The following is an 18433-nucleotide window of genomic DNA, read 5'->3' as shown; positions in this document are numbered from 1 at the left end:
CAGTGCCAAAGCGCAGTTAGTCCCGGCACTGACAAGGTAATTGGAATGGCTCGATCTTTCTTTGATGAAATGAATGACGCACAAGGCGTTTGCCGTGCGCATTATCAGGAATTCTCCCGCTGGCTGGCCAACACGCCGCCAGAACTGCTGGCCCAGCGCCGCCGTGAAGCCGACCTGCTGTTTCACCGCGCCGGGATCACCTTCACCCTGTATGGCGACGAGCAAGACACCGAGCGCCTGATCCCCTTCGATATCATCCCCCGCAGCATCCCCGCCAGTGAGTGGAGTGTCATCGAGCGTGGCTGTATCCAGCGGGTGAATGCGCTGAACATGTTCCTTGCCGACATCTACCACGACCAACGCATCATCAAGGCCGGGATCATTCCCGCCGATCAGGTGCTGGGCAACGAGGGATACCAGAAAGCCATGGTCGGCCTGGACCTGCACCGCGATATCTACTCGCACATCTCCGGGGTCGACCTGGTGCGCGATGGCGACGGCACCTACTACGTGCTCGAAGACAACCTGCGTACCCCCAGCGGCGTGAGCTACATGCTCGAAGACCGCAAGATGATGATGCGCCTGTTCCCCGAGGTGTTCGCCAAGCAACGCATCGCCCCGGTGGACCACTATCCCAACCTGCTGCTCAAGACCCTGAAAAGCTCCAGCCGCCTGGACAACCCGAATGTGGTGGTGCTGACGCCGGGCCGGTTTAACAGCGCGTTCTTCGAGCATGCATTCCTGGCCCGGGAAATGGGCGTGGAGCTGGTAGAAGGCGCCGACCTGTTCGTGCACGACCTCAAGGTGTTCATGCGTACCACCGACGGCCCCAAGGCCGTGGATGTGATCTACCGCCGCATCGACGATGCCTTCCTCGATCCGCAGGCTTTCAACCCCGATTCGATGCTCGGCGTGCCCGGCCTGGTCGCGGCGTACTGCGCGGGCAACGTAGTGCTGGCGAATGCGATCGGCACCGGCGTGGCGGACGACAAGTCGATCTACCCGTACGTGCCGGAAATGATCCGGTTCTACCTGGATGAAGAGCCGGTCCTGCAAAACGTGCCGACGTTCCAGTGCCGCAAGCCGGATGAGCTGTCCCACGTACTGGCGCACCTGCCGGAACTGGTGGTCAAGGAAACCCAGGGTTCCGGCGGCTACGGCATGCTGGTGGGCCCGGCGTCCAGCGCGGCCGAGATCGAGGACTTCCGCCAGCGTATCAAGGCCCGCCCTCACGCCTACATCGCCCAACCGACCTTGAGCCTGTCCACTTGCCCGACATTTGTCGAAAACGGCATCGCGCCGCGGCATATCGACCTGCGACCGTTCGTGCTCTCGGGCAAGGAAACCCGCCTGGTACCCGGTGGCTTGACCCGCGTGGCGCTGCGCGAAGGCTCATTGATCGTCAACTCGTCGCAAGGCGGCGGAACCAAGGACACCTGGGTGGTGGAGGGCTGAGTATGCTGAGTAGAACCGCCGCAGATCTGTATTGGATGTCCCGTTACCTGGAGCGTGCCGAGAACCTGGCGCGCATGCTGGAAGTCAGTTATTCGCTGTCGTTGATGCCCCAGGCCGGGCGCAGTGACGGGCTGGACGAGTTGGCCATGTCGCTGCTCAGCAGCGGCACCCTGGACAGTTACCTTGAGCGCCATCAGCAACTGGACGCCGAGCGCATGCTGCACTTCTTCGCCCTCGACGAGGAAAACCCCGCCAGTATCTACAACTGCCTGCGGGCTGCACGGGGTAATGCCCATGCGGTGCGGGGACGGATCACGGCTGATATGTGGGAAAACCTCAACGCCACCTGGCTGGAGATGCGCAGTATTGCGGCCGGCGGGTTGGCGCGGCATGGCATCAGCCACTTTTGTGACTGGGTGAAGCAGCGCTCGCACCTGTTTCGTGGGGCGACGTCCGGGACGATCATGCGTAACGATGCGTATCGGTTTATTCGGCTGGGGACGTTTGTCGAGCGGGCGGATAACACGTTGCGGTTGCTGGACGCGCGGTATGAAATGTTTGGGGAAGAGTCCGAGGAAGTCAGCGACCTTTCGGCACGCGGGTATTACCAGTGGAGCGCGTTGTTGCGGGCGCTGTCGTCGTTTGAGGCGTATACCGAGCTGTACCCGAATGCGCTGAATGCGCGGTCGGTGTCGGAGTTGTTGCTGTTGCGCAGTGATGTGCCGCGCTCGTTGCATGCGTGTATCGAGGAGTTGAGCCATATCCTGGCGGACCTGCCGGGGAGTTATGGGCGTACGGCCCAGCGTTTGGCGGCGGAGTTTGAGGCGCGGCTGAGGTATACAGGGATTGATGAGATTCTGGAGGATGGGCTGCATAGCCGGTTGACGGATTTTATCGACACCGTGCGGGAGTTGGCGCGGGCGATTCATAGCTCCTACCTTGAAGTCGTCTGATAATCGTGATGATCGTTCCCACGCTGATCGTTCCCACGCTCCGCGTGGGAATGAATCCGGTGACGCTCCGCGTCACGACTTCAAGAGCGGACGCAGAGCGCCCTGGCGGCATTCCCACGCAGAGCGTGGGAACGATCGTCCAGCGTGGGAACGATCGTCGAAAGTGGGAACGATCATAGGTCTACTGGTTTTTCACCAGTACCGGTTCTGCGCGGTACTGCTCAGGGAACAATTTTTTCAGCTGGGCGACCTTTGGCAGGTCGTTGATCACGATGTAGGGGTACGACGGGTTTTCGGTCAGGAAGTCCTGGTGATAGGACTCCGCCGGGTAGAAGGCTTTGCCCATCTCGATCTTGGTCACGATCGGCTTGTCGAAGGCTTTCGCGGCGTCGAGCTGGGCGATGTAGGCCTGGGCGACTTTTTGCTGTTCGGCGTTCTGGGCAAAGATCGCCGAGCGGTACTGGGTGCCGCTGTCCGGGCCCTGGCGGTTGAGTTCCGTGGGGTTGTGAGCGACCGAGAAGTAGATCTGCAGCAGCTTGCCGTAGCTGACCTTGCTCGGGTCGTAGGTCACGGCGACGGACTCGGCGTGGCCGGTATCGCCGCCGCTGACGCTTTCGTACTGCGCGGTGCTCGCCGCGCCGCCGTCATAGCCGGAGACGGCGTTTTTCACCCCTTGTACATGCTGGAACACACCCTGCACGCCCCAGAAGCAGCCGCCGGCGAAGACCGCGGTTTGCAGGTTGTTCGCGTCTGCCGGCAGGTCCATGGCCGGCGGCGCGATGGCCACGGCGTCGTCGGACGGGCCGAAGGAGAACGCCGAGCTGTGGCCGACAAAGGCGGCGAACGCCAGGGCCGGTAAGTACTTAAGCAGTTTCATCTCAGTCACTCCGAAACATCAGGATAAATGCGGTCAACTGTGGGAGCTGGCTTGCCTGCGATTGAGGTGGTGAATTCAACATCGCTATCGCAGGCAAGCCAGCTCCTACATGATCGGGTTAACCATGCCAAATTTCGCTATGGGTTAGCCGAAGGTGAAGGCATAGGCCGCCACTTGCGGGTCCAGGAACTCGATGGTGAAGGTCCGGTCCTTGACCGCGCCCGGCTGGCGCACCAGTTGATACAAACGTTGTTCGGTCACGGTGCCGCTGCCATCCGGTGCGACGTCGGTGCCGTGGGCATCCCCCGGCGCCTGGCCGTCGATGCTGACCTTGAAGCGCACCGGCTTGCCGTCGGCGCCCGGGCCCAGCACCAGGTGCAGGTCACGGGCGTGGAAGCGGTAGACGATCTTGCCGTTGGCCGCTGCGAGGGTGGCTTGCTGGCCGCCGACGTTCCATGGGCCTTCCAGGGTCCAGTTATTCAAGGCCAGGTTGCCGGCTGCCGGGTAGTTCACCACCTTGTCGGTGCCCAGGGTGCCGGTGGTCACGAAGTTCTCGGCGCGCTGGAAGCCCAGGTAGGTTTCCGGCGACTGCACTTCGTTCATGTCCGGTGCGGCCTGGATGCCCTTGGCATCGGCTTCGATCAAGCCGCCCGCCACCTTGGTAGCGCCCGCCTCACGCAGCAGTTGCTGGATCACTCGTTCGGACTCGGCGTAGTCACCCTCTCCAAAATGGTGATAGCGGATCTGGCCCTTGGCATCGGCAAAGTAATGCGCCGGCCAGTACTGGTTGTTGAAGGCGCGCCAGATCTTGTAGTTGTTGTCGATGGCCACCGGGTAAGTGATGCCCAGGTCCTTCATGGCCTTGGTGACGTTGTTCACGTCGCGTTCGAAGGCGAATTCCGGAGCGTGCACACCGATCACCACCAGGCCCTGGTCGCGGTATTTCTCGGCCCAGGCCTTGACGTACGGCAAGGTGCGCAGGCAGTTGATGCAGGAGTAGGTCCAGAAATCCACCAGCACCACCTTGCCTTTCAACGCCTCGGCAGTCAGTGGCTCGGAGTTGAGCCATTGCACCGCACCGTCCAGCGGCGGCAACTGGCCTTCCACTGGCAGCGTGTCACTGTGGTTGGCGGCCATCATCGCGCCGCCGGCCATCATCGCCCCGCTCTTCTGTTCAGGCTTGGCGCTGAGTTTCTCCACCAGGCTTTGTTCCAGGCCACCGGTTGACGCCGTCGACAGGCGCGCCAGGATCCCGGTGTCCAGGCCCAGGGCGATGGCCGCCACACCGGCCAACATCAGGGCGCCGAGACCACGACGCAGCCATTCACCAGCGCCCAGCGAACGCTTCATGAAACCGAAGACTTTACCGCCGACCAGCAGCGCCAAGGCCAGGGAGGTGGCAGCCCCTGCCGCGTAGGCCAGCAAGAGCAAGGTAGTGCCGATACTGGCGCCCTGCAGCGCGGCGCCCGTCAGCACCAGCCCGAGGATGGGCCCGGCGCACGGCGCCCACAGCAGCCCGGTGGCCACGCCGATCAGGAACGATGCGCCCGGACGCGGCCGCGAATCGGCCCCGGCGGCTTCCGACAGGCGACTGCCCGCGGCCACCAGCGGCCGGGTCAGGCGCTCGGACAGGCTTGGCAGCAGCAGCGTCAGCCCGAATAGCGCAACAAACAGCAACGCGAGCCAGCGACCGTACTGATTGACTTGCACCACCCAACCGCCGCCCACCGCCGCGAGCGAGGCGACCAGGGCGAAGGTCATCGCCATCCCCAGCAGCAGCGGCAAGCCACTGCGCAAAAACGGCTGCCCGGTGCGAGCGAAGACAAAAGGCAGAACCGGCAGGATGCAGGGACTGACAATCGTCAGCACGCCGCCCAGATATGCGAGAACCAAAAGCCACATGGGGTAGACCCTTATAGGAAGACATTGAATTAAGTCGCGGTGAACGTCATGGCTGCGCCGTTCATGCAGTAGCGCAGGCCGGTGGGTGCCGGGCCGTCATCGAACACGTGGCCCTGATGACCGCCGCAGCGGCGGCAGTGGATTTCCTTGCGTACCACGCCGAAGGAGGTGTCGACGCGGCTGGCCACGGCGTTTTCCAGGGGTTGCCAGAAGCTGGGCCAGCCGGTGTGGCTTTCGAATTTGGTGGCTGAGGCGTACAGGGGCAAAGCGCAACCGGCGCAGGCGAAGGTGCCGTTGCGGTGTTCACTGTTGAGGGCGCTGCTGTAGGGGCGTTCGGTGCCCTCCTCCCGCAGGATCGCGTACTGCTCGGCGGTCAGCAGGGTGCGCCATTCGGCGTCGGTGTGGCTGACTTCGAAATGTTCGGCGGCTTCGGCTTCGGCGATCAGGGCGGGGCCGGCGTTGATTTTTTGCAGCAGGCCACCGGCGATTACCGCGAGGCCGAGGCCGCCGCCGGCGAGCAGGATCTGTCGACGTGAATACATGAGTTGCTCCTCACACAAGTGCGGATGGCTGGTGAAGCCCCTATGGCTGACAAACAAACTGTGGCGAGGGAGCTTGCTCCCGCTGGAGTGCGCAGCGCTCCCGGCTTTTTTGGGGCCGCTGCGCGACCCAGCGGGAGCAAGCTCCCTCGCCACAATGAGGGGGGCGTACTTTTGCCGTTGCGATGAGTAAGGTTAGGCCCGGGGTGGTCGCGGAATCCTCACGCAGAGTTAAACAATTCGTGATAACTACACTGTTGCAAAAGCCGCACAATGCGCGAATCAAGAAGACAGGTTTTTATCAATGGATCAGCCCAAACGTGTCCTGGTGGTCGAGGACGATGCCCATATTGCCGATTTGATCTGCCTGCACCTGCGGGACGAGCAGTTCGAGGTGGTTCACAGTGCCGATGGTGACGAAGGCCTGCGCCTGCTGGAGCAAGGCGGCTGGGATGCGTTGATCCTTGACCTGATGCTGCCCGGCGTCGACGGCCTGGAGATCTGCCGGCGGGCCCGGGCGATGACGCGCTACACGCCGATCATTATCACCAGTGCCCGCTCCAGCGAGCTGCATCGCATCCTCGGCCTGGAACTGGGGGCGGATGACTACCTGGCCAAGCCGTTTTCCATGCCGGAGCTGGTGGCGCGGGTCAAGGCGCTGCTGCGCCGGGTCGACGCCATGGCGCGCAACTTGAAGATGGACGCCGGCAGCCTCGACCTCGGCCAGTTGTTCATCAACCCGCTGACCCGTGACGCCACCCTGCAAGGCCAGCGGCTGGACCTCACGCCCCGGGAATTCGACCTGCTGTACTTTTTCGCCCGCCAACCGGGCAAGGTATTCTCGCGCATGGACCTGCTCAACGCCGTGTGGGGCTACAGCCACGAAGGTTACGAACACACCGTCAATACCCATATCAACCGCCTGCGGGCCAAGGTCGAGGCCGATCCGGCCAACCCGGCGCGCATCCTCACGGTGTGGGGCCGTGGCTACAAGTTTGCCGAGCAATCGGCATGAGGCTGACCCTTACCCAGCGCCTGTCCCTGGTGTTCGCGCTGTTGCTGCTGATTTGCAGCGGCACGTCGGCCTGGCTGCAAGTGCGCTCCAACCACATGCATGAACTGGAAGTGGTGCAAGGCCTGTCCCGCGACCTCGCCGCGCACATCGCCCGGGATACGCAGTTGATGGACGCCGACGGTCTCAAGCCGGACGCGGTGCGCAACCTGTTCAGCCAGTTGATGCTGGTAAACCCGAGTGTCGAGGTGTACCTGCTGGATATTAACGGGCGCGTGGTCGGCAACGCTGCGCCCAGCGGCCACCTGCGCCGCGACCAGGTCAACCTGGAACCGGTGCGCCGTTTCCTCAGCGGCGCGATGCTGCCGATCCTCGGCGACGACCCACGCAGCGTCGACGGCCTCAAGGTGTTCAGCGCCGCGCCGCTGCGGGTCAACGGCCAGCAGGCCGGCTACCTGTATGTGGTGCTGCTGGGCGAAGCCCATGATGTGTTCGACGCCCGGGATGCCACCGGCATGGCACTGAACATCGCCCTGTGGTCCATCGCCCTGGTGGCATTGTTGTGCTTGCTCGCGGGTTTGACCGCGTTCGCCTGGATCACCCGGCCCTTGCGGCAACTGACCGAGAAGGTCGGCCAGTTCGACATCAACGGCGCACCGAAAGTCCCGCAGGCCGTGGCGCCCGAGGTTGCCAGCCAGGATGAAATCGCCGTGCTCGACCACGCCTTCGTGCAGATGGAGAACCGCCTGGGTGAACAGTGGCGCGCCATCACCCACCAAGAGCAGGAACGCCGGGAGATGGTCGCGAATATTTCCCATGACCTGCGCACACCGCTGGCCTCCTTGCATGGCTACCTGGAAACCCTGTCCCTGAAAGACGCCAGCCTGACCCCGCAGGAACGCCGGCGTTACCTGGGCATCGCCCTCGACCAGAGCCGCAAGGTCGGCGGGCTGGCCCAGTCGCTGCTGGAACTGGTACGCCTGGAACACGGGTTTGTGCAGCCGGTCATCGAAGGCTTTTCGTTACCCGACCTGGTGCAGGACATTTTCCAGAAGTTCGAACTGACCGCGGAAGCCCGGGCGATCACCCTCACCGCCAGCCTGCCACCGGTGGTGCCAACCGTATTGGCCGACCTGGGCCTGATCGAACGGGTACTCACCAACCTGCTGGATAACGCCCTGCGCCATACCCCGCCCAATGGCGAAGTTGAAGTGACCCTGGCCCCCAAGTCCGGTTTTGTTGAAGTCACGGTGAGCGACAGCGGCCCCGGGATTTCGGCGGATCTGCGCGAAGGTCTGTTCCTGCGCGCCTTCACCATTGGTGGGGCTCGACGCGATGGCGGCCTGGGCTTGCGCATCGTGCACCGGATCCTGCAACTGCACGGTCAGGAAATCCGCCTGATCGATGTGCCAGGACGCGGCGCGACGTTCACGTTCGCCCTAGAAACCCGAGCAGCAGTTCGTTGACCTTGGGCCCCTGCTCGTTCTGAATCCAGTGGCCGCAGTTGGCCAGGACGCTTTGTTGCAGGTTCGGCACGACGTCGGGCATGCGCTTCAGGGTGTGGGCTTCGAATACGCCGACCGGGTCGCGGTCGCCGATCAGGAACAGCGTCGGTTGCAGCACCTGCCTGCCGGCGAGGAACTCGGTGCGCTGCCAGTTGCGTTCGAAGTTGCGGTACCAGTTCAACGGGCCGCGAAAGCCGTCATTGGCGAAGGTATGAACATACACGTCGAGGTCCTGCTGGCTGCACCAGGCCGGGAGCGTACCGGGCAGCGGCACACCTTCCAGCAGCTTCGCGCTGGCGGGTTTCTTCTGCAGGAAAACGTCCTGGTCCTGCATGAACAGCCGTAATGTCCGCTCGATATCGGCATCCAGTTCCTTTTCAGCCACGCCCGGGGCCTGGAAGTACAGGATGTAATTGAAGCGATCGGCGTACAGCTCGCGCATGATCTCGATCACCGGCCTGCGGGAGCGTCCGGCGAACGGTACCGACATCGTCACCAACTGGCTGACGCGCTCTGGCTCGAGCAACGCCAGGTGCCAGGCCACCACGGCGCCCCAGTCATGGCCAATCATGACGACCCGGCGATGCCCGAACAGGTCCATGGCGCCCTGGATATCGGCGCACAGGGTCAGCAGGTCATAGTCGGCCACTTCCGGCGGCGCGCTGGATTGTCCATAGCCGCGCATTTCCGGGACAAACACCCGATAACCCTGGGCCACCAGCGCCGGAATCTGCTCGCGCCAGGAGTGCCAGCACTCGGGAAACCCATGCAGCAACCACACCGGCGGGCCGCTCTCGGGGCCGGCGATGTGCACGTTCAACTCAATGCCGTTGACCTTGACCTTCTGCTGCTGGATTTCGCTCATCACTGGGTTCCTTGTGTGGGGTTCGCTCGCGGTATTCCCGGGGAGAACAAGCCATCACGCGCTTGAAAGCATTGCTGAAAGCGCTGTCTGACTGATAACCCAGGGACTGGCCGATCGTGGACACGCTGTTGTCGCTGGCTTTCAAGGCCTGTACCGCCAGGTGCATACGCCAGCGGGTCAGGTATTCCTGCGGTGCCAGCCCTACCCGTTGCTTGAAGTGCAAGGCGAAGGTGGAGCGGGATTGACTCGCCACGCCGGCCATTTCACTCAATGTCCAGCGCCGGGCGGGTGCTGCGTGAATTTCCCGCAGCACCGGGGCCAGCCTTGGATCCGTCAAGGCTCCCAGCCAGCCGGTGGTATGGGTGCCCATGGAAGATTGATAGAGCCGCAGGATTTGCACCAGCATCATTTGCGCCAAATGCTCGGTCATCAGCGCCGCGCCTTGTAGCGGGCTGGCGTATTCCCGGGCCAGGCGATCCAGGCACCAACGCAACACGGCGGCCTGTTCGGAGTTGGCACTCACGCGCAACACCGGCGGCAGGCTGTCCAGCAACAGTCGGGCGTCGTCCCCGTAGATAAATCGTCCGCCGATCAAGAACAGATCCACCGTGGCACCCACCGTGGCGATGCCTCCCACCGCATCGGCATACACCTCACGTGCATCGAGTCCTTCAGGGCACAGATTGCTGGACAGCCTCCACGGGCGTGCCTGGGTCAACAGGAAACAATCTCCCTCATACAAGCGTATCGGTACTGCCAGCCCTTCCACTTCCAGCCAGCAACTGCCCTCCACCACCGCGTTGAACTTGATGCCATCCGGCGCCGCAAAGTCAATGGCCCAGGTGCCCCCAGCCTTCAGGCCGGCGAAGGTCGAGCGATGGCTTTTTAACAGTGCCAGCACATCGGAAAGGGTATCCATAAAAGCTCCGGACGATCGCGACAGAAACACGGACTCTAGGGCATTCCGCGTCCGGGCTCCAGCGAGAGACTCTAGGCCTCCCATAAGGAGATCTTTCATGGCTGACAAACAAACCCCAATTGGCAGCGGCTTCGATGCCGGCACTACCGCCCGGCAAGCCTTGGCGGGCAGCGATTTGCGAGGCAAGACGGTGATTGTCACCGGTGGCTACTCTGGCATTGGCCTGGAAACGGTTCGCGTGTTGGTCGACGCGGGTGCGCAGGTGATCGTTCCCGCGCGGGATCCTGAAAAGGCCGAACGCAACCTCTCGGGCATCATCGGTGTTGAACACGCCAGCCTGGATTTACTCGACCCGATTTCCATCGACCGTTTTGCCGAAAACTTCCTCGCCAGCGACCGGGCATTGAACCTTCTGATCAATAGCGCCGGAATCATGGCCACACCACTGCAACGGGATACGCGAGGTTTCGAAGCGCAGTTCGCCACCAACCACCTGGGCCACTTCCAGCTAACCGCGCGGTTGTGGCCGGCGCTGCGTGAGGCTAATGGCGCACGAGTGGTTTCGGTATCATCCCTCGGCCATCGTCTCAGCCCTGTGCATTTCGATGACCCGCAATTTGAACACCGCCCCTATGACAAGTGGCTCGCCTACGGCCAATCAAAAACCGCCAACGCACTGTTCGCGGTAGCACTGGACCGACGAGGTAAAGCGGAGGGTGTGCGCGCATTTTCCGTGCACCCGGGGGAAATCCTCACCGACTTGATCCGCTACCTGGACAAGGACGACCTGGCATTCGTCGGCGCACTGGATGAGCACGGCAATATCCGCCGCGCCAGTCACTACAAGAGCCCCGAGCAAGGCGCCGCGACCTCGGTGTGGTGCGCTGTCAGCCCGCAACTGGAGGGCATGGGCGGACTCTACTGCGAAGATTGCGATGTGGCCGCTTGGTCGCAGGATGACACCAGCCGTAACGGCGTATGGCCCTGGGCTGTCGACCCGGAGCAGGCCGAACGCTTATGGGCAGTGAGTCAGCAGTTGTGCAATGTCACGTTGTAGTCCGGGACCCCAGCGTTCATATTTGGCAGTCATGCACTGCCAATGAGCGACCTGAACCATGCAGCCTCCTGCCAGATACCTCGTGCCCCTTGCCGCCTCCCTTTGCGCCACCCTCGCCTGCGCCGACAGCCACGACCCACTGCTCGCCAAGCGCGTGGATGCGGTGGTCGACAGCGCCATTGCCGACAATCGCCTGGTGGGCACCGTGGTGCTGGTGCTGCGGGACGGGCAGCTGGTTTATCACCGTGCTGCCGGCTTGGCGGACCGCGAAGACGGGCGCCCGATGACAGAGGACACGATCTTTCGCCTGGCATCGGTGACCAAACCGCTGGTATCCGCCGCCGCGATGCACCTGGTGGAACAAGGTCGCTTGGGCCTGGACGATCCGGTCAGCCGCTGGCTGCCCGATTTCAATCCCAAGCTGGCGGATGGCACCATCCCGGTGATCACCGTCAGCCAGTTGCTCAACCACACCGCCGGCCTCAGCTACGGATTTCTGGAAAGCCCGCACGGACCCTACCGCACCGCCGGGGTTTCCGATGGTTTGGGCGAGCCGGAAATCAGCTTTGCCGAGAACCTGAAGCGCATCGCCAGCGTGCCCTTGAGTTACCCGCCGGGTACCCGCTGGCAGTATTCGATGGCCACCGATGTGCTGGGTGCGGTACTGGAAAAGGCGTCCGGCCAGAGCCTGCCGGCATTGCTCCGCGACTCGGTGACCGAACCACTGGGGCTAAGCGATACCGGGTTTTCCGTGACGGATATAAAACGCCTGTCCGCCGCCTATCAGGATGGCTCGCCACAGCCGTTGCGCATGGTCGACAAGGCTACGATCACCTCGGGCACCAGCACTGCGCTGTTTGATGTGCGGCGGATTCTCGATCCCCAGGCCTACCCTTCCGGCGGCGCAGGCATGGCCGGGACGGCAGGTGATATTGCGCGGTTCCTGGAAACCATTCGCCGGGGCGGCGCTCCGATCCTGTCGGCACACAGCGTGCAGTTGATGGTCACCGATTCGGTCGGCGCCAAGGCGCAAACCCAGGACCCGGGCTGGGGGTTCGGTTATGGCTGGGCGGTGCTGGATGACCCGGCGTTGACAGGCACACCGCAATCCCGGGGCACCTTTGAATGGGGCGGCGCCTACGGTCACAGCTGGTTTGTCGACCCACAGCAGAAGCTTACGGTGGTGGCACTGACCAATACGGCTTACGAAGGCATGTCCGGCCAGTTCACCCACCAGTTGCGGGATGCGGTGTATCCGCCGCAGTGATCGACCACCAGCGCGGCAATAACTGCCGCACCCGCGCTTCGCCAAACCGGTCATCAATCAGCATTACCACCCCTCGGTCCTGCTGGCTGCGGATCACCCGGCCCGCGGCTTGCACCACCTTCTGGATGCCCGGATAAAGGTAGGTGTAGTCATAACCGGCGCCGAAAATCGCGCCCATCCGCAGCTTGAGCTGCTCGGTCACCGGGTTGAGTTGCGCCAGGCCCAGGGTGGCGATAAACGCGCCGATCAGCCGGGTGCCCGGCAGGTCGATGCCTTCGCCGAATGCCCCGCCGAGCACGGCGAAACCGATGCCCTGGCTGTGCTGGGTGAACTGGTCGAGAAACCCCTGGCGCTGCGCCTCGGCCATGCCCCGTGATTGCTGCCACAGCGGGATGTGCGGGTGTCGCTCGGCAAGCAATTGCGCCACTTGCTGCAGATAATCAAAACTGCTGAAAAACGCCAGGTAGTTGCCCGGCGCCTGGGCAAACTGCGCTGCAATCAGCTCGACGATGGGCTCCAGGGACGCCTGGCGATGCACAAACCGGGTGGAGATCCGGTCGACGATATGCACCCGCAGCTGCTCGGCCTTGAACGGTGATTCCACATCCACCCAGGCCGTGTCGGGCGGCATTCCCAGCAAGTCCGCGTAGTAGTGCCGCGGGCTCAGTGTTGCGGAAAACAACACGCTGCTGCGGGCCGCTGTCAGCCGGGGCCGAATGAATTCGGCGGGCACCACGTTGCGCAGGCACAGGTTTGATGAACTGCGCTTGCCGCTGAGTTCGCGTTTGCTGATGTCGAAAATGAAGTGTTCGTTGAACAGCTCGGCGACCTTGGCAAACTGCAACGCCTCGAAGTAGAAGGCTTGCAGTTCGCCATTGAGTGCCTCGGGATGGTCGTTGAAATATTCACCCATGGCGCTGGTGCACAGGCTCAGCGCCTGCAGCAGTTTGTCGGGTTTCTGGGCGTAGGCCTGATAAGGTGCCACTTGCTCCTTGTGCAGGGCATTCCACTCACGGTTCAGGCGCTGGAGCGGCTTTTTCAGCGGCTCGGGTGCGATCTCGCGCAGGGTCTTGAGCATGTACTGGTCGAGGGCCGCGCTGTACATCGAGCGGCCACGCTCCACCAGGTTGTGGGCTTCGTCCACCAGCACCGCGACGCGCCACTGGTTGAGCTGGGCCAGGCCGAACAGCATGGCGCCGAAGTCGAAGTAATAGTTGTAGTCGGCGACCACCACGTCGGCCCAGCGTGCCATTTCCTGGCTCAGGTAATAGGGGCAGACGTCATGGGCCAATGCGACTTCCCGCAGGTTGCGCTGGTCCAGCAGGCGCACGCGGGAAGCAGCTTCGCGGGCCGCCGGCAAGCGGTCATAAAAACCCTTCGCCAGTGGGCAGGAGTCGCCATGGCAGGCTTTGTCCAGGTGTTCGCAGGCCTTGTCCCGCGCCACCAGCTCCAGCACCCGCAATGGCAGATCGGGGCTGCTGTCATACAGCACCTGCGCCGCATCCAGCGCGAGTTTGCGGCCCGGGGTCTTGGCGGTCAGGAAGAACACCTTGTCCAGCTGTTGCGGCGCCATGGCCTTGAGCATCGGGAAAATCGTGCCGACGGTCTTGCCAATTCCGGTAGGCGCCTGGGCCATCAGGCAGCGGCCGGTGCTGACCGCCTTGTAGACCGTTTCCGCCAGGGCGCGCTGGCCCGGGCGAAACGCCGCATGGGGAAAGCCCAGGGCAACCGCTGCGGCATTGCGGGCTTCGCGCTGGTGCATTTCCTGTTCGGCCCAGCCGAGGAACAGGGTGCATTGCTGCACGAAGAATGCCTGCAGGTCGTCAGCCTGAAACCGTTGGCTGAGCAGCGTCTCGTGCTCGCCGACAATGTCGAAGTACACCAGCGCCAGGACAATCTCCGACAACCCGAGCTTCTGGCACATCAACCAGCCGTAGACCTTGACCTGGGCCCAGTGCAGTTGCCGGTGGTTGGCCGGTCGTTTGTCCAGGTCGCCGCGATAGGTTTTCACCTCTTCCAGCTGGTTGCGGTCCGGGTCGTAGCCATCCGCCCTGCCCCGGACTTTCAACTGCTGGTATTCGCCCTCCAGCGCGACTTCATTCTGGTAATGGGCGCTGCGCCGCGAGGCCACCGTGCGGTGGCCGACAATCCCTTCCTGGGCACTGGGAGACGGGGTAAAACGCAGGTCGAGGTCGCCGACCTTGGCGGTGAATTCACATAATGCACGCACCGCGACGCTGTAGCTCAAGCGGCCTGCCCCGCCCAGCGCACATAACACACAGTGACGGGCATCTGGTGTTCGCCGCAGAACTCCAGCCAGCGCAGCTGGTTGTCCTGCAGGCGATCACCGGGGCCTTTGACTTCGATCATGCGGTAGGTTTTTTCTTCGGGCCAGAACTGGATCAGGTCGGGCATGCCGGCGCGGTTGGCGCGGATATCCAGCAGCAGGCGTTCGAACCAGTGGCGCAGGTGCGCCGCTGGCAGGCAGTCGAGGGCCTGGTCGAGCAGTTCTTCGCTGAGCACGTTCCAGAACACGAAGGGTGACTGGATGCCCCATTTGTCTACATAACGCTGGCGAATGGTGTGCTTGTAGCGCCCATCGTCCAGTTGGCCCAGGCACTCGGCGAACAGCTCGGCGCGCCGCAGATGAAAATCCTCGCTGTGCAGGTCTACCGGCCCGCGCTGGAACGGGTGGAAAAACGACCCCGGCAACGGCGCGAAAATCGCCGGCCAGCACAGCAGGCCAAACAGCGAATTGATCAGGCTGTTCTCGACGTAATGCACGGGTGCACCATGGTCGCTGAGGTGCGCCTGTACGCAATACTCCACCGACATCATCGGTTCCGGGGCCGGCAGTTCGAGGTCCAGGCGCACGATCTCGCGGGGTTTTGCCCTGGGCAGCGCCGGCTCGCCGAGCTTGCGTCGCAGCCTGGGTATCACGCGCAGCAAGTGCTGCTGTTCGGCAGCGCTTTCCGGGGCCTGTTGCGCCTCACGGGCCAGCCCCATCGCCTGGGCAAAATCCTCCTGGCGCTCCAGCACCCGGATCAGCCGCGCCCGTGCGCCGGGATAGGTGCAGCCCCGGTAGATAGCTTCCGCCAGGGCCAACTCGGCGCTGCGCTCACAATACTGGCCCACCTGGAACAACAGCTTGGCTCGACGTTTCTCCAGCCAGGGGTTGTCGGTATGCAAGGTAGCGATTTGTTCCAGCACGCCATCGAGTGCCTCGCCCGCTTCAAAGGCCTGCTGGCACTGATGCAGGAACAGGAAGCCGTGCACATCGTCACGGCTGCGCAAACCGCGGGATTCGGCGCAGAATTCGACTTTCTCGTAGGTAAAGATGCCCAGGTCCGCCAGCACAAATTCCGACCAGTCCTGATAGAGATTACCGAAGAACATCAGGCGCAGGCGGTCGCACAGTTCCATCACGGTGAGGCTGTAAAGCTGATCGGCCAGGTCCGGGCACCAGTGCTGGAAGTGACGCAGTTCACAAAACTGCGTTGACAGCGTTTCCAGCCAGTCCGCCTTCCTGGCCTTGGGTTGCTCGATCCAGGGTTTGAACGCCGCCAGGATTTCCGCTTTCTGCAACAGGCCGAACAACTCGCCGAACGACAACAGGCATTGGTCCGTCACCCAACCCTGTTCCAGCAAAGGCACAACCGCCTCGTGCACCGCGCCGATCTCGACATAGTTGAGCTTGCCCGCCCGGAAATGCGCGCCCTTGCGCATCACCATGCGTACCAGTAACGCCTGGGAAGCCTGCGGCAAGCTGTCAAATTGCTGAATGAAATGCTCTTCGTCCGGGGCCAGCAAATCGGCATAACGCTGCCCCAGCCAGGCGAGCACTTGGCGGAAGTTATGCAGGTAATAGAGCGGATCTTCTAGGGGATTGGACATTTCAGGCACTGGATCAACCACTGTTTATGCATACAGAGTGCCGTCCCTGACCGACTGTTGCAATCAGTAATAGATCAAAGGCACACGCAACTTTTTGCGTAATAATGATCAGATGGCTGTCAGCCACATTAAATGAGTCTCCCCCGACCGCTCAGGTGCGGGGTTTTCGAAGGATCAGGGTAAGGGTTATGAGCATGAAGAATTTGGGTCTGGCGGTGGGTATGTTGACGTTGCTGGTATTGGCCGGTTGCTCCACGCAGACGGTGGTGACGTTGCAGAACGGCACTCAATACCTGACCAAGGACGTGCCCAACGCGAAAACGGCCGATGGCTTCTACGAATTCACCGATATCGCCGGCAAGCATATTCGCGTCAAGGCCGATGACGTCGCGACCGTGATGAAGGAGAAATAAAAAGTGGGAGCCCGTCGGCTCCCACTTTTCTTTGCCATGATCGTTCCCACGTTCTACGTGGGAATGCATCCCGTGACGCTCCGCGTCACCACTGCGCAAGACGTGAACCGTGGGTTGGCAGTTGGACGCAGAGCGTCCGGGGCGGCGTTCCCACGCAGAGCGTGGGAACGATCAATCCGTGGCGCTACTTAGCTGATGGAAATTCCATCGCCCCAAACCCCGGCGAGCCCAACGCCAACCAGCGTCACCGAGTCCGCGCCAAAACTCAGCACGGTATCGCCCCCCACCACCTTGGCGTGGTCACGCCAGTCCGCACTGCCCTCCACGTCCCGGAACACCAGCTTGTCGGTCGGCTGATAACCAATCACCCGGTCCTGCCCAAACTGCCCGCCGAACAGAAAGGTGTTATGCCCGCTGTTGTCGCGAATAGTGTCATTGCCCTTGCCGCCCTCGATGAAATCCACGCCCTTGCCACCCTGGATCAGGTCATCGCCATCACTGCCGATGATGAACGTGTTGCCCTTGTGCGGCTCCGCATTGCGGTTGAGGTCCTGCACCCAGGTATTGGCCCGGGCCGGGTCCGACAGGTTGGCCACGATAATCGTCGAGTCCCGGCTGGTCAGGTCGTAGAACTGCGAGTCCAGGACCCGCGTCATGCCATCCCCATACCCGGTGGGCAAATGAGAAAGCCAGGTGGGAACATTGACGATGGAAAACGGCAGGACATTCCACAGCGTCGACGCGTAGTGATCGTTGAAGCTGACGATATTGTCCGTGGTCGACTCATGGGGCTTGTCGTGCACGCCCAGTGACGAGAAGTTGAACGACGAGCCGTCCAGCGCGCGAAACACCGGGTCGTTTTCATAACCGATGTTCAGCACCTTGTCGCCGGCACTCTGGGTTGGCGAGGCATAAGCCACATAGTTGGAGTCCTTGTAGAACCCCGACCATTTATTGCCGCTCAGGTCGGCCATGCTGTTGACCGCCAGGCCACCCAGGCTATGACCGCTGACCACCACGTCCTTGCCCGTCAGGCCATGACTGCCGGCATACGCCGCGACATCCTTGAGCAAGGTGCCAAAGGCTTCGCCGGCGTAGTTTTTCGCGTAGTCCTTGGGCCCCAGCGCCGCCAGCAGGTCACTGACCAAATCGCCGATGGAGTCGCTGATCAAGGTTTCCCGAGGCCCCGAAGTCCCGCGAAAACCAATGCCGATTTCCAGCAGCTTGCCGTCGCCATCGTACTTGCCCAGCACTTCCACCTGCGCGGTGGTGTAGCCGGGCTTTTCACCGAAGAACGTGCCCCGGGCGTCCACCTTGCCGCCGTAGCCCAGGGTACTGGCGCTGATGGGCGTCCAGCCGGCCTTGTTGACCGCCTCGAGGGCGGCTTTTTCCGAGTCGGGGTTCCAGGGAATCCCTGGAATAACCCCCTGTGAATCGGTGCTGCCCAGCAGCGCGCCCACCAGAGTGGCGGGCAGCCCCAGGCCAAAACCGTTGTGCTGGTAACCCACGGCAAAGCCGTTGTCCAGATTGTGATAGGAGTACAGCGTGATCGCCATGGCATCGGCGAACAACGCTTTGGAGCCCTCGGTGCCGAGGTTCTTATAGTCGAAAACACCCATGGTATTGCCTCTCTTTTGTTGGAATTGTCGAGAAAGCCGAATCTGCACAAATGGACGATTGGACCGGATCAATGTGGGAGCGGGCTTGCTCGCGAAGGCGGCGGATCAGTCAACCCATCCACCGACTGGCACACCGCTTTCGCGAGCAAGCCCGCT

General features: G+C 62.5%; 15 protein-coding genes. 7 read left to right on the top strand and 8 right to left on the bottom strand.

Translation table 11 applies throughout. From position 1 onward, the window contains the following. Window positions 1-45: 45 nt before the first annotated feature. Window positions 46-1455 carry a circularly permuted type 2 ATP-grasp protein gene (locus HX824_RS31735; RefSeq protein WP_003217076.1) on the top strand — a complete coding sequence of 470 codons (1410 nt, stop codon included), beginning with the start codon at window positions 46-48 and terminating at the stop codon, window positions 1453-1455. A 2-nt stretch (window positions 1456-1457) separates the two neighbouring features. Further along, complete coding sequence (locus HX824_RS31730; RefSeq protein WP_003217078.1) at window positions 1458-2408, top strand: alpha-E domain-containing protein; 951 nt, start codon at window positions 1458-1460, stop codon at window positions 2406-2408. A gap of 181 nt (window positions 2409-2589) precedes the next feature. Here the strand turns inward: HX824_RS31730 and msrA are convergent, their stop codons facing one another. The 3 genes from msrA to msrB all read right to left on the bottom strand — a co-directional run bounded on the left by msrA (window position 2590) and on the right by msrB (window position 5729). After that, entirely contained in the window at window positions 2590-3285 is a 696-nt protein-coding gene (msrA, locus tag HX824_RS31725; RefSeq protein WP_008433754.1) for a peptide-methionine (S)-S-oxide reductase MsrA, read from the bottom strand. Window positions 3286-3429: 144 nt separating this feature from the next. Beyond that, window positions 3430-5187, bottom strand: coding sequence for a cytochrome c biogenesis protein DipZ (locus HX824_RS31720; RefSeq protein ID WP_087692313.1), 1758 nt, complete (start codon window positions 5185-5187; stop codon window positions 3430-3432). Window positions 5188-5216: 29 nt separating this feature from the next. Beyond that, window positions 5217-5729, bottom strand: coding sequence for a peptide-methionine (R)-S-oxide reductase MsrB (gene msrB / locus HX824_RS31715; protein ID WP_177056041.1), 513 nt, complete (start codon window positions 5727-5729; stop codon window positions 5217-5219). A gap of 301 nt (window positions 5730-6030) precedes the next feature. Here msrB and HX824_RS31710 point away from each other — a divergent pair, with 301 nt between their 5' ends. Beyond that, window positions 6031-6741, top strand: a complete 711-nt coding sequence (locus HX824_RS31710) for a response regulator transcription factor (RefSeq protein ID WP_003217086.1) — start codon at window positions 6031-6033, stop codon at window positions 6739-6741. After that, window positions 6738-8204 (top strand): HAMP domain-containing sensor histidine kinase, encoded by a 1467-nt coding sequence (locus tag HX824_RS31705; RefSeq protein WP_003217087.1) that lies wholly within the window; start codon window positions 6738-6740, stop codon window positions 8202-8204. The genes HX824_RS31710 and HX824_RS31705 overlap by 4 nt, the downstream gene beginning before the upstream one ends. Here the strand turns inward: HX824_RS31705 and HX824_RS31700 are convergent. Together HX824_RS31700 and HX824_RS31695 are read right to left on the bottom strand one after the other, a co-directional pair. Continuing rightward, complete coding sequence (locus tag HX824_RS31700) at window positions 8167-9108, bottom strand: alpha/beta fold hydrolase (RefSeq protein WP_177056039.1); 942 nt, start codon at window positions 9106-9108, stop codon at window positions 8167-8169. The genes HX824_RS31705 and HX824_RS31700 overlap by 38 nt on opposite strands. Then, window positions 9065-10027: an AraC family transcriptional regulator gene (locus tag HX824_RS31695; protein WP_177056037.1), complete on the bottom strand. Its 963-nt coding sequence runs from the start codon at window positions 10025-10027 to the stop codon at window positions 9065-9067. The genes HX824_RS31700 and HX824_RS31695 overlap by 44 nt, the downstream gene beginning before the upstream one ends. A 97-nt stretch (window positions 10028-10124) precedes the next feature. Between HX824_RS31695 and HX824_RS31690 the strand changes: the two genes are divergently transcribed. Continuing rightward, the gene (locus HX824_RS31690) at window positions 10125-11084 is read left to right on the top strand and encodes an oxidoreductase (RefSeq protein WP_177056035.1); all 960 of its coding nucleotides are present in this window, start codon (window positions 10125-10127) and stop codon (window positions 11082-11084) included. A gap of 58 nt (window positions 11085-11142) precedes the next feature. Beyond that, the gene (locus HX824_RS31685) at window positions 11143-12351 is read left to right on the top strand and encodes a serine hydrolase (protein WP_177056033.1); all 1209 of its coding nucleotides are present in this window, start codon (window positions 11143-11145) and stop codon (window positions 12349-12351) included. Here the strand turns inward: HX824_RS31685 and HX824_RS31680 are convergent. Next, entirely contained in the window at window positions 12311-14599 is a 2289-nt protein-coding gene (locus HX824_RS31680) for an ATP-dependent DNA helicase (RefSeq protein ID WP_177056031.1), read from the bottom strand. The genes HX824_RS31685 and HX824_RS31680 overlap by 41 nt on opposite strands. Beyond that, the gene (locus HX824_RS31675; protein WP_003217098.1) at window positions 14596-16245 is read right to left on the bottom strand and encodes a VRR-NUC domain-containing protein; all 1650 of its coding nucleotides are present in this window, start codon (window positions 16243-16245) and stop codon (window positions 14596-14598) included. The genes HX824_RS31680 and HX824_RS31675 overlap by 4 nt, the downstream gene beginning before the upstream one ends. A gap of 188 nt (window positions 16246-16433) precedes the next feature. Here HX824_RS31675 and HX824_RS31670 point away from each other — a divergent pair, with 188 nt between their 5' ends. Beyond that, window positions 16434-16658, top strand: a complete 225-nt coding sequence (locus HX824_RS31670) for a YgdI/YgdR family lipoprotein (RefSeq protein WP_003217100.1) — start codon at window positions 16434-16436, stop codon at window positions 16656-16658. A 188-nt stretch (window positions 16659-16846) separates the two neighbouring features. Here the strand turns inward: HX824_RS31670 and HX824_RS31665 are convergent, their stop codons facing one another. Beyond that, window positions 16847-18277 carry a lipase gene (locus tag HX824_RS31665; protein WP_177056029.1) on the bottom strand — a complete coding sequence of 477 codons (1431 nt, stop codon included), beginning with the start codon at window positions 18275-18277 and terminating at the stop codon, window positions 16847-16849. Window positions 18278-18433: the final 156 nt, after the last annotated feature.

The organism is Pseudomonas sp. D4002 (assembly GCF_013385665.1).
Lineage (GTDB): Bacteria > Pseudomonadota > Gammaproteobacteria > Pseudomonadales > Pseudomonadaceae > Aquipseudomonas.
The sequence above is the reverse complement of the archived record's forward strand: the minus strand, read 5'-3'. Positions and strand labels throughout refer to the sequence as shown.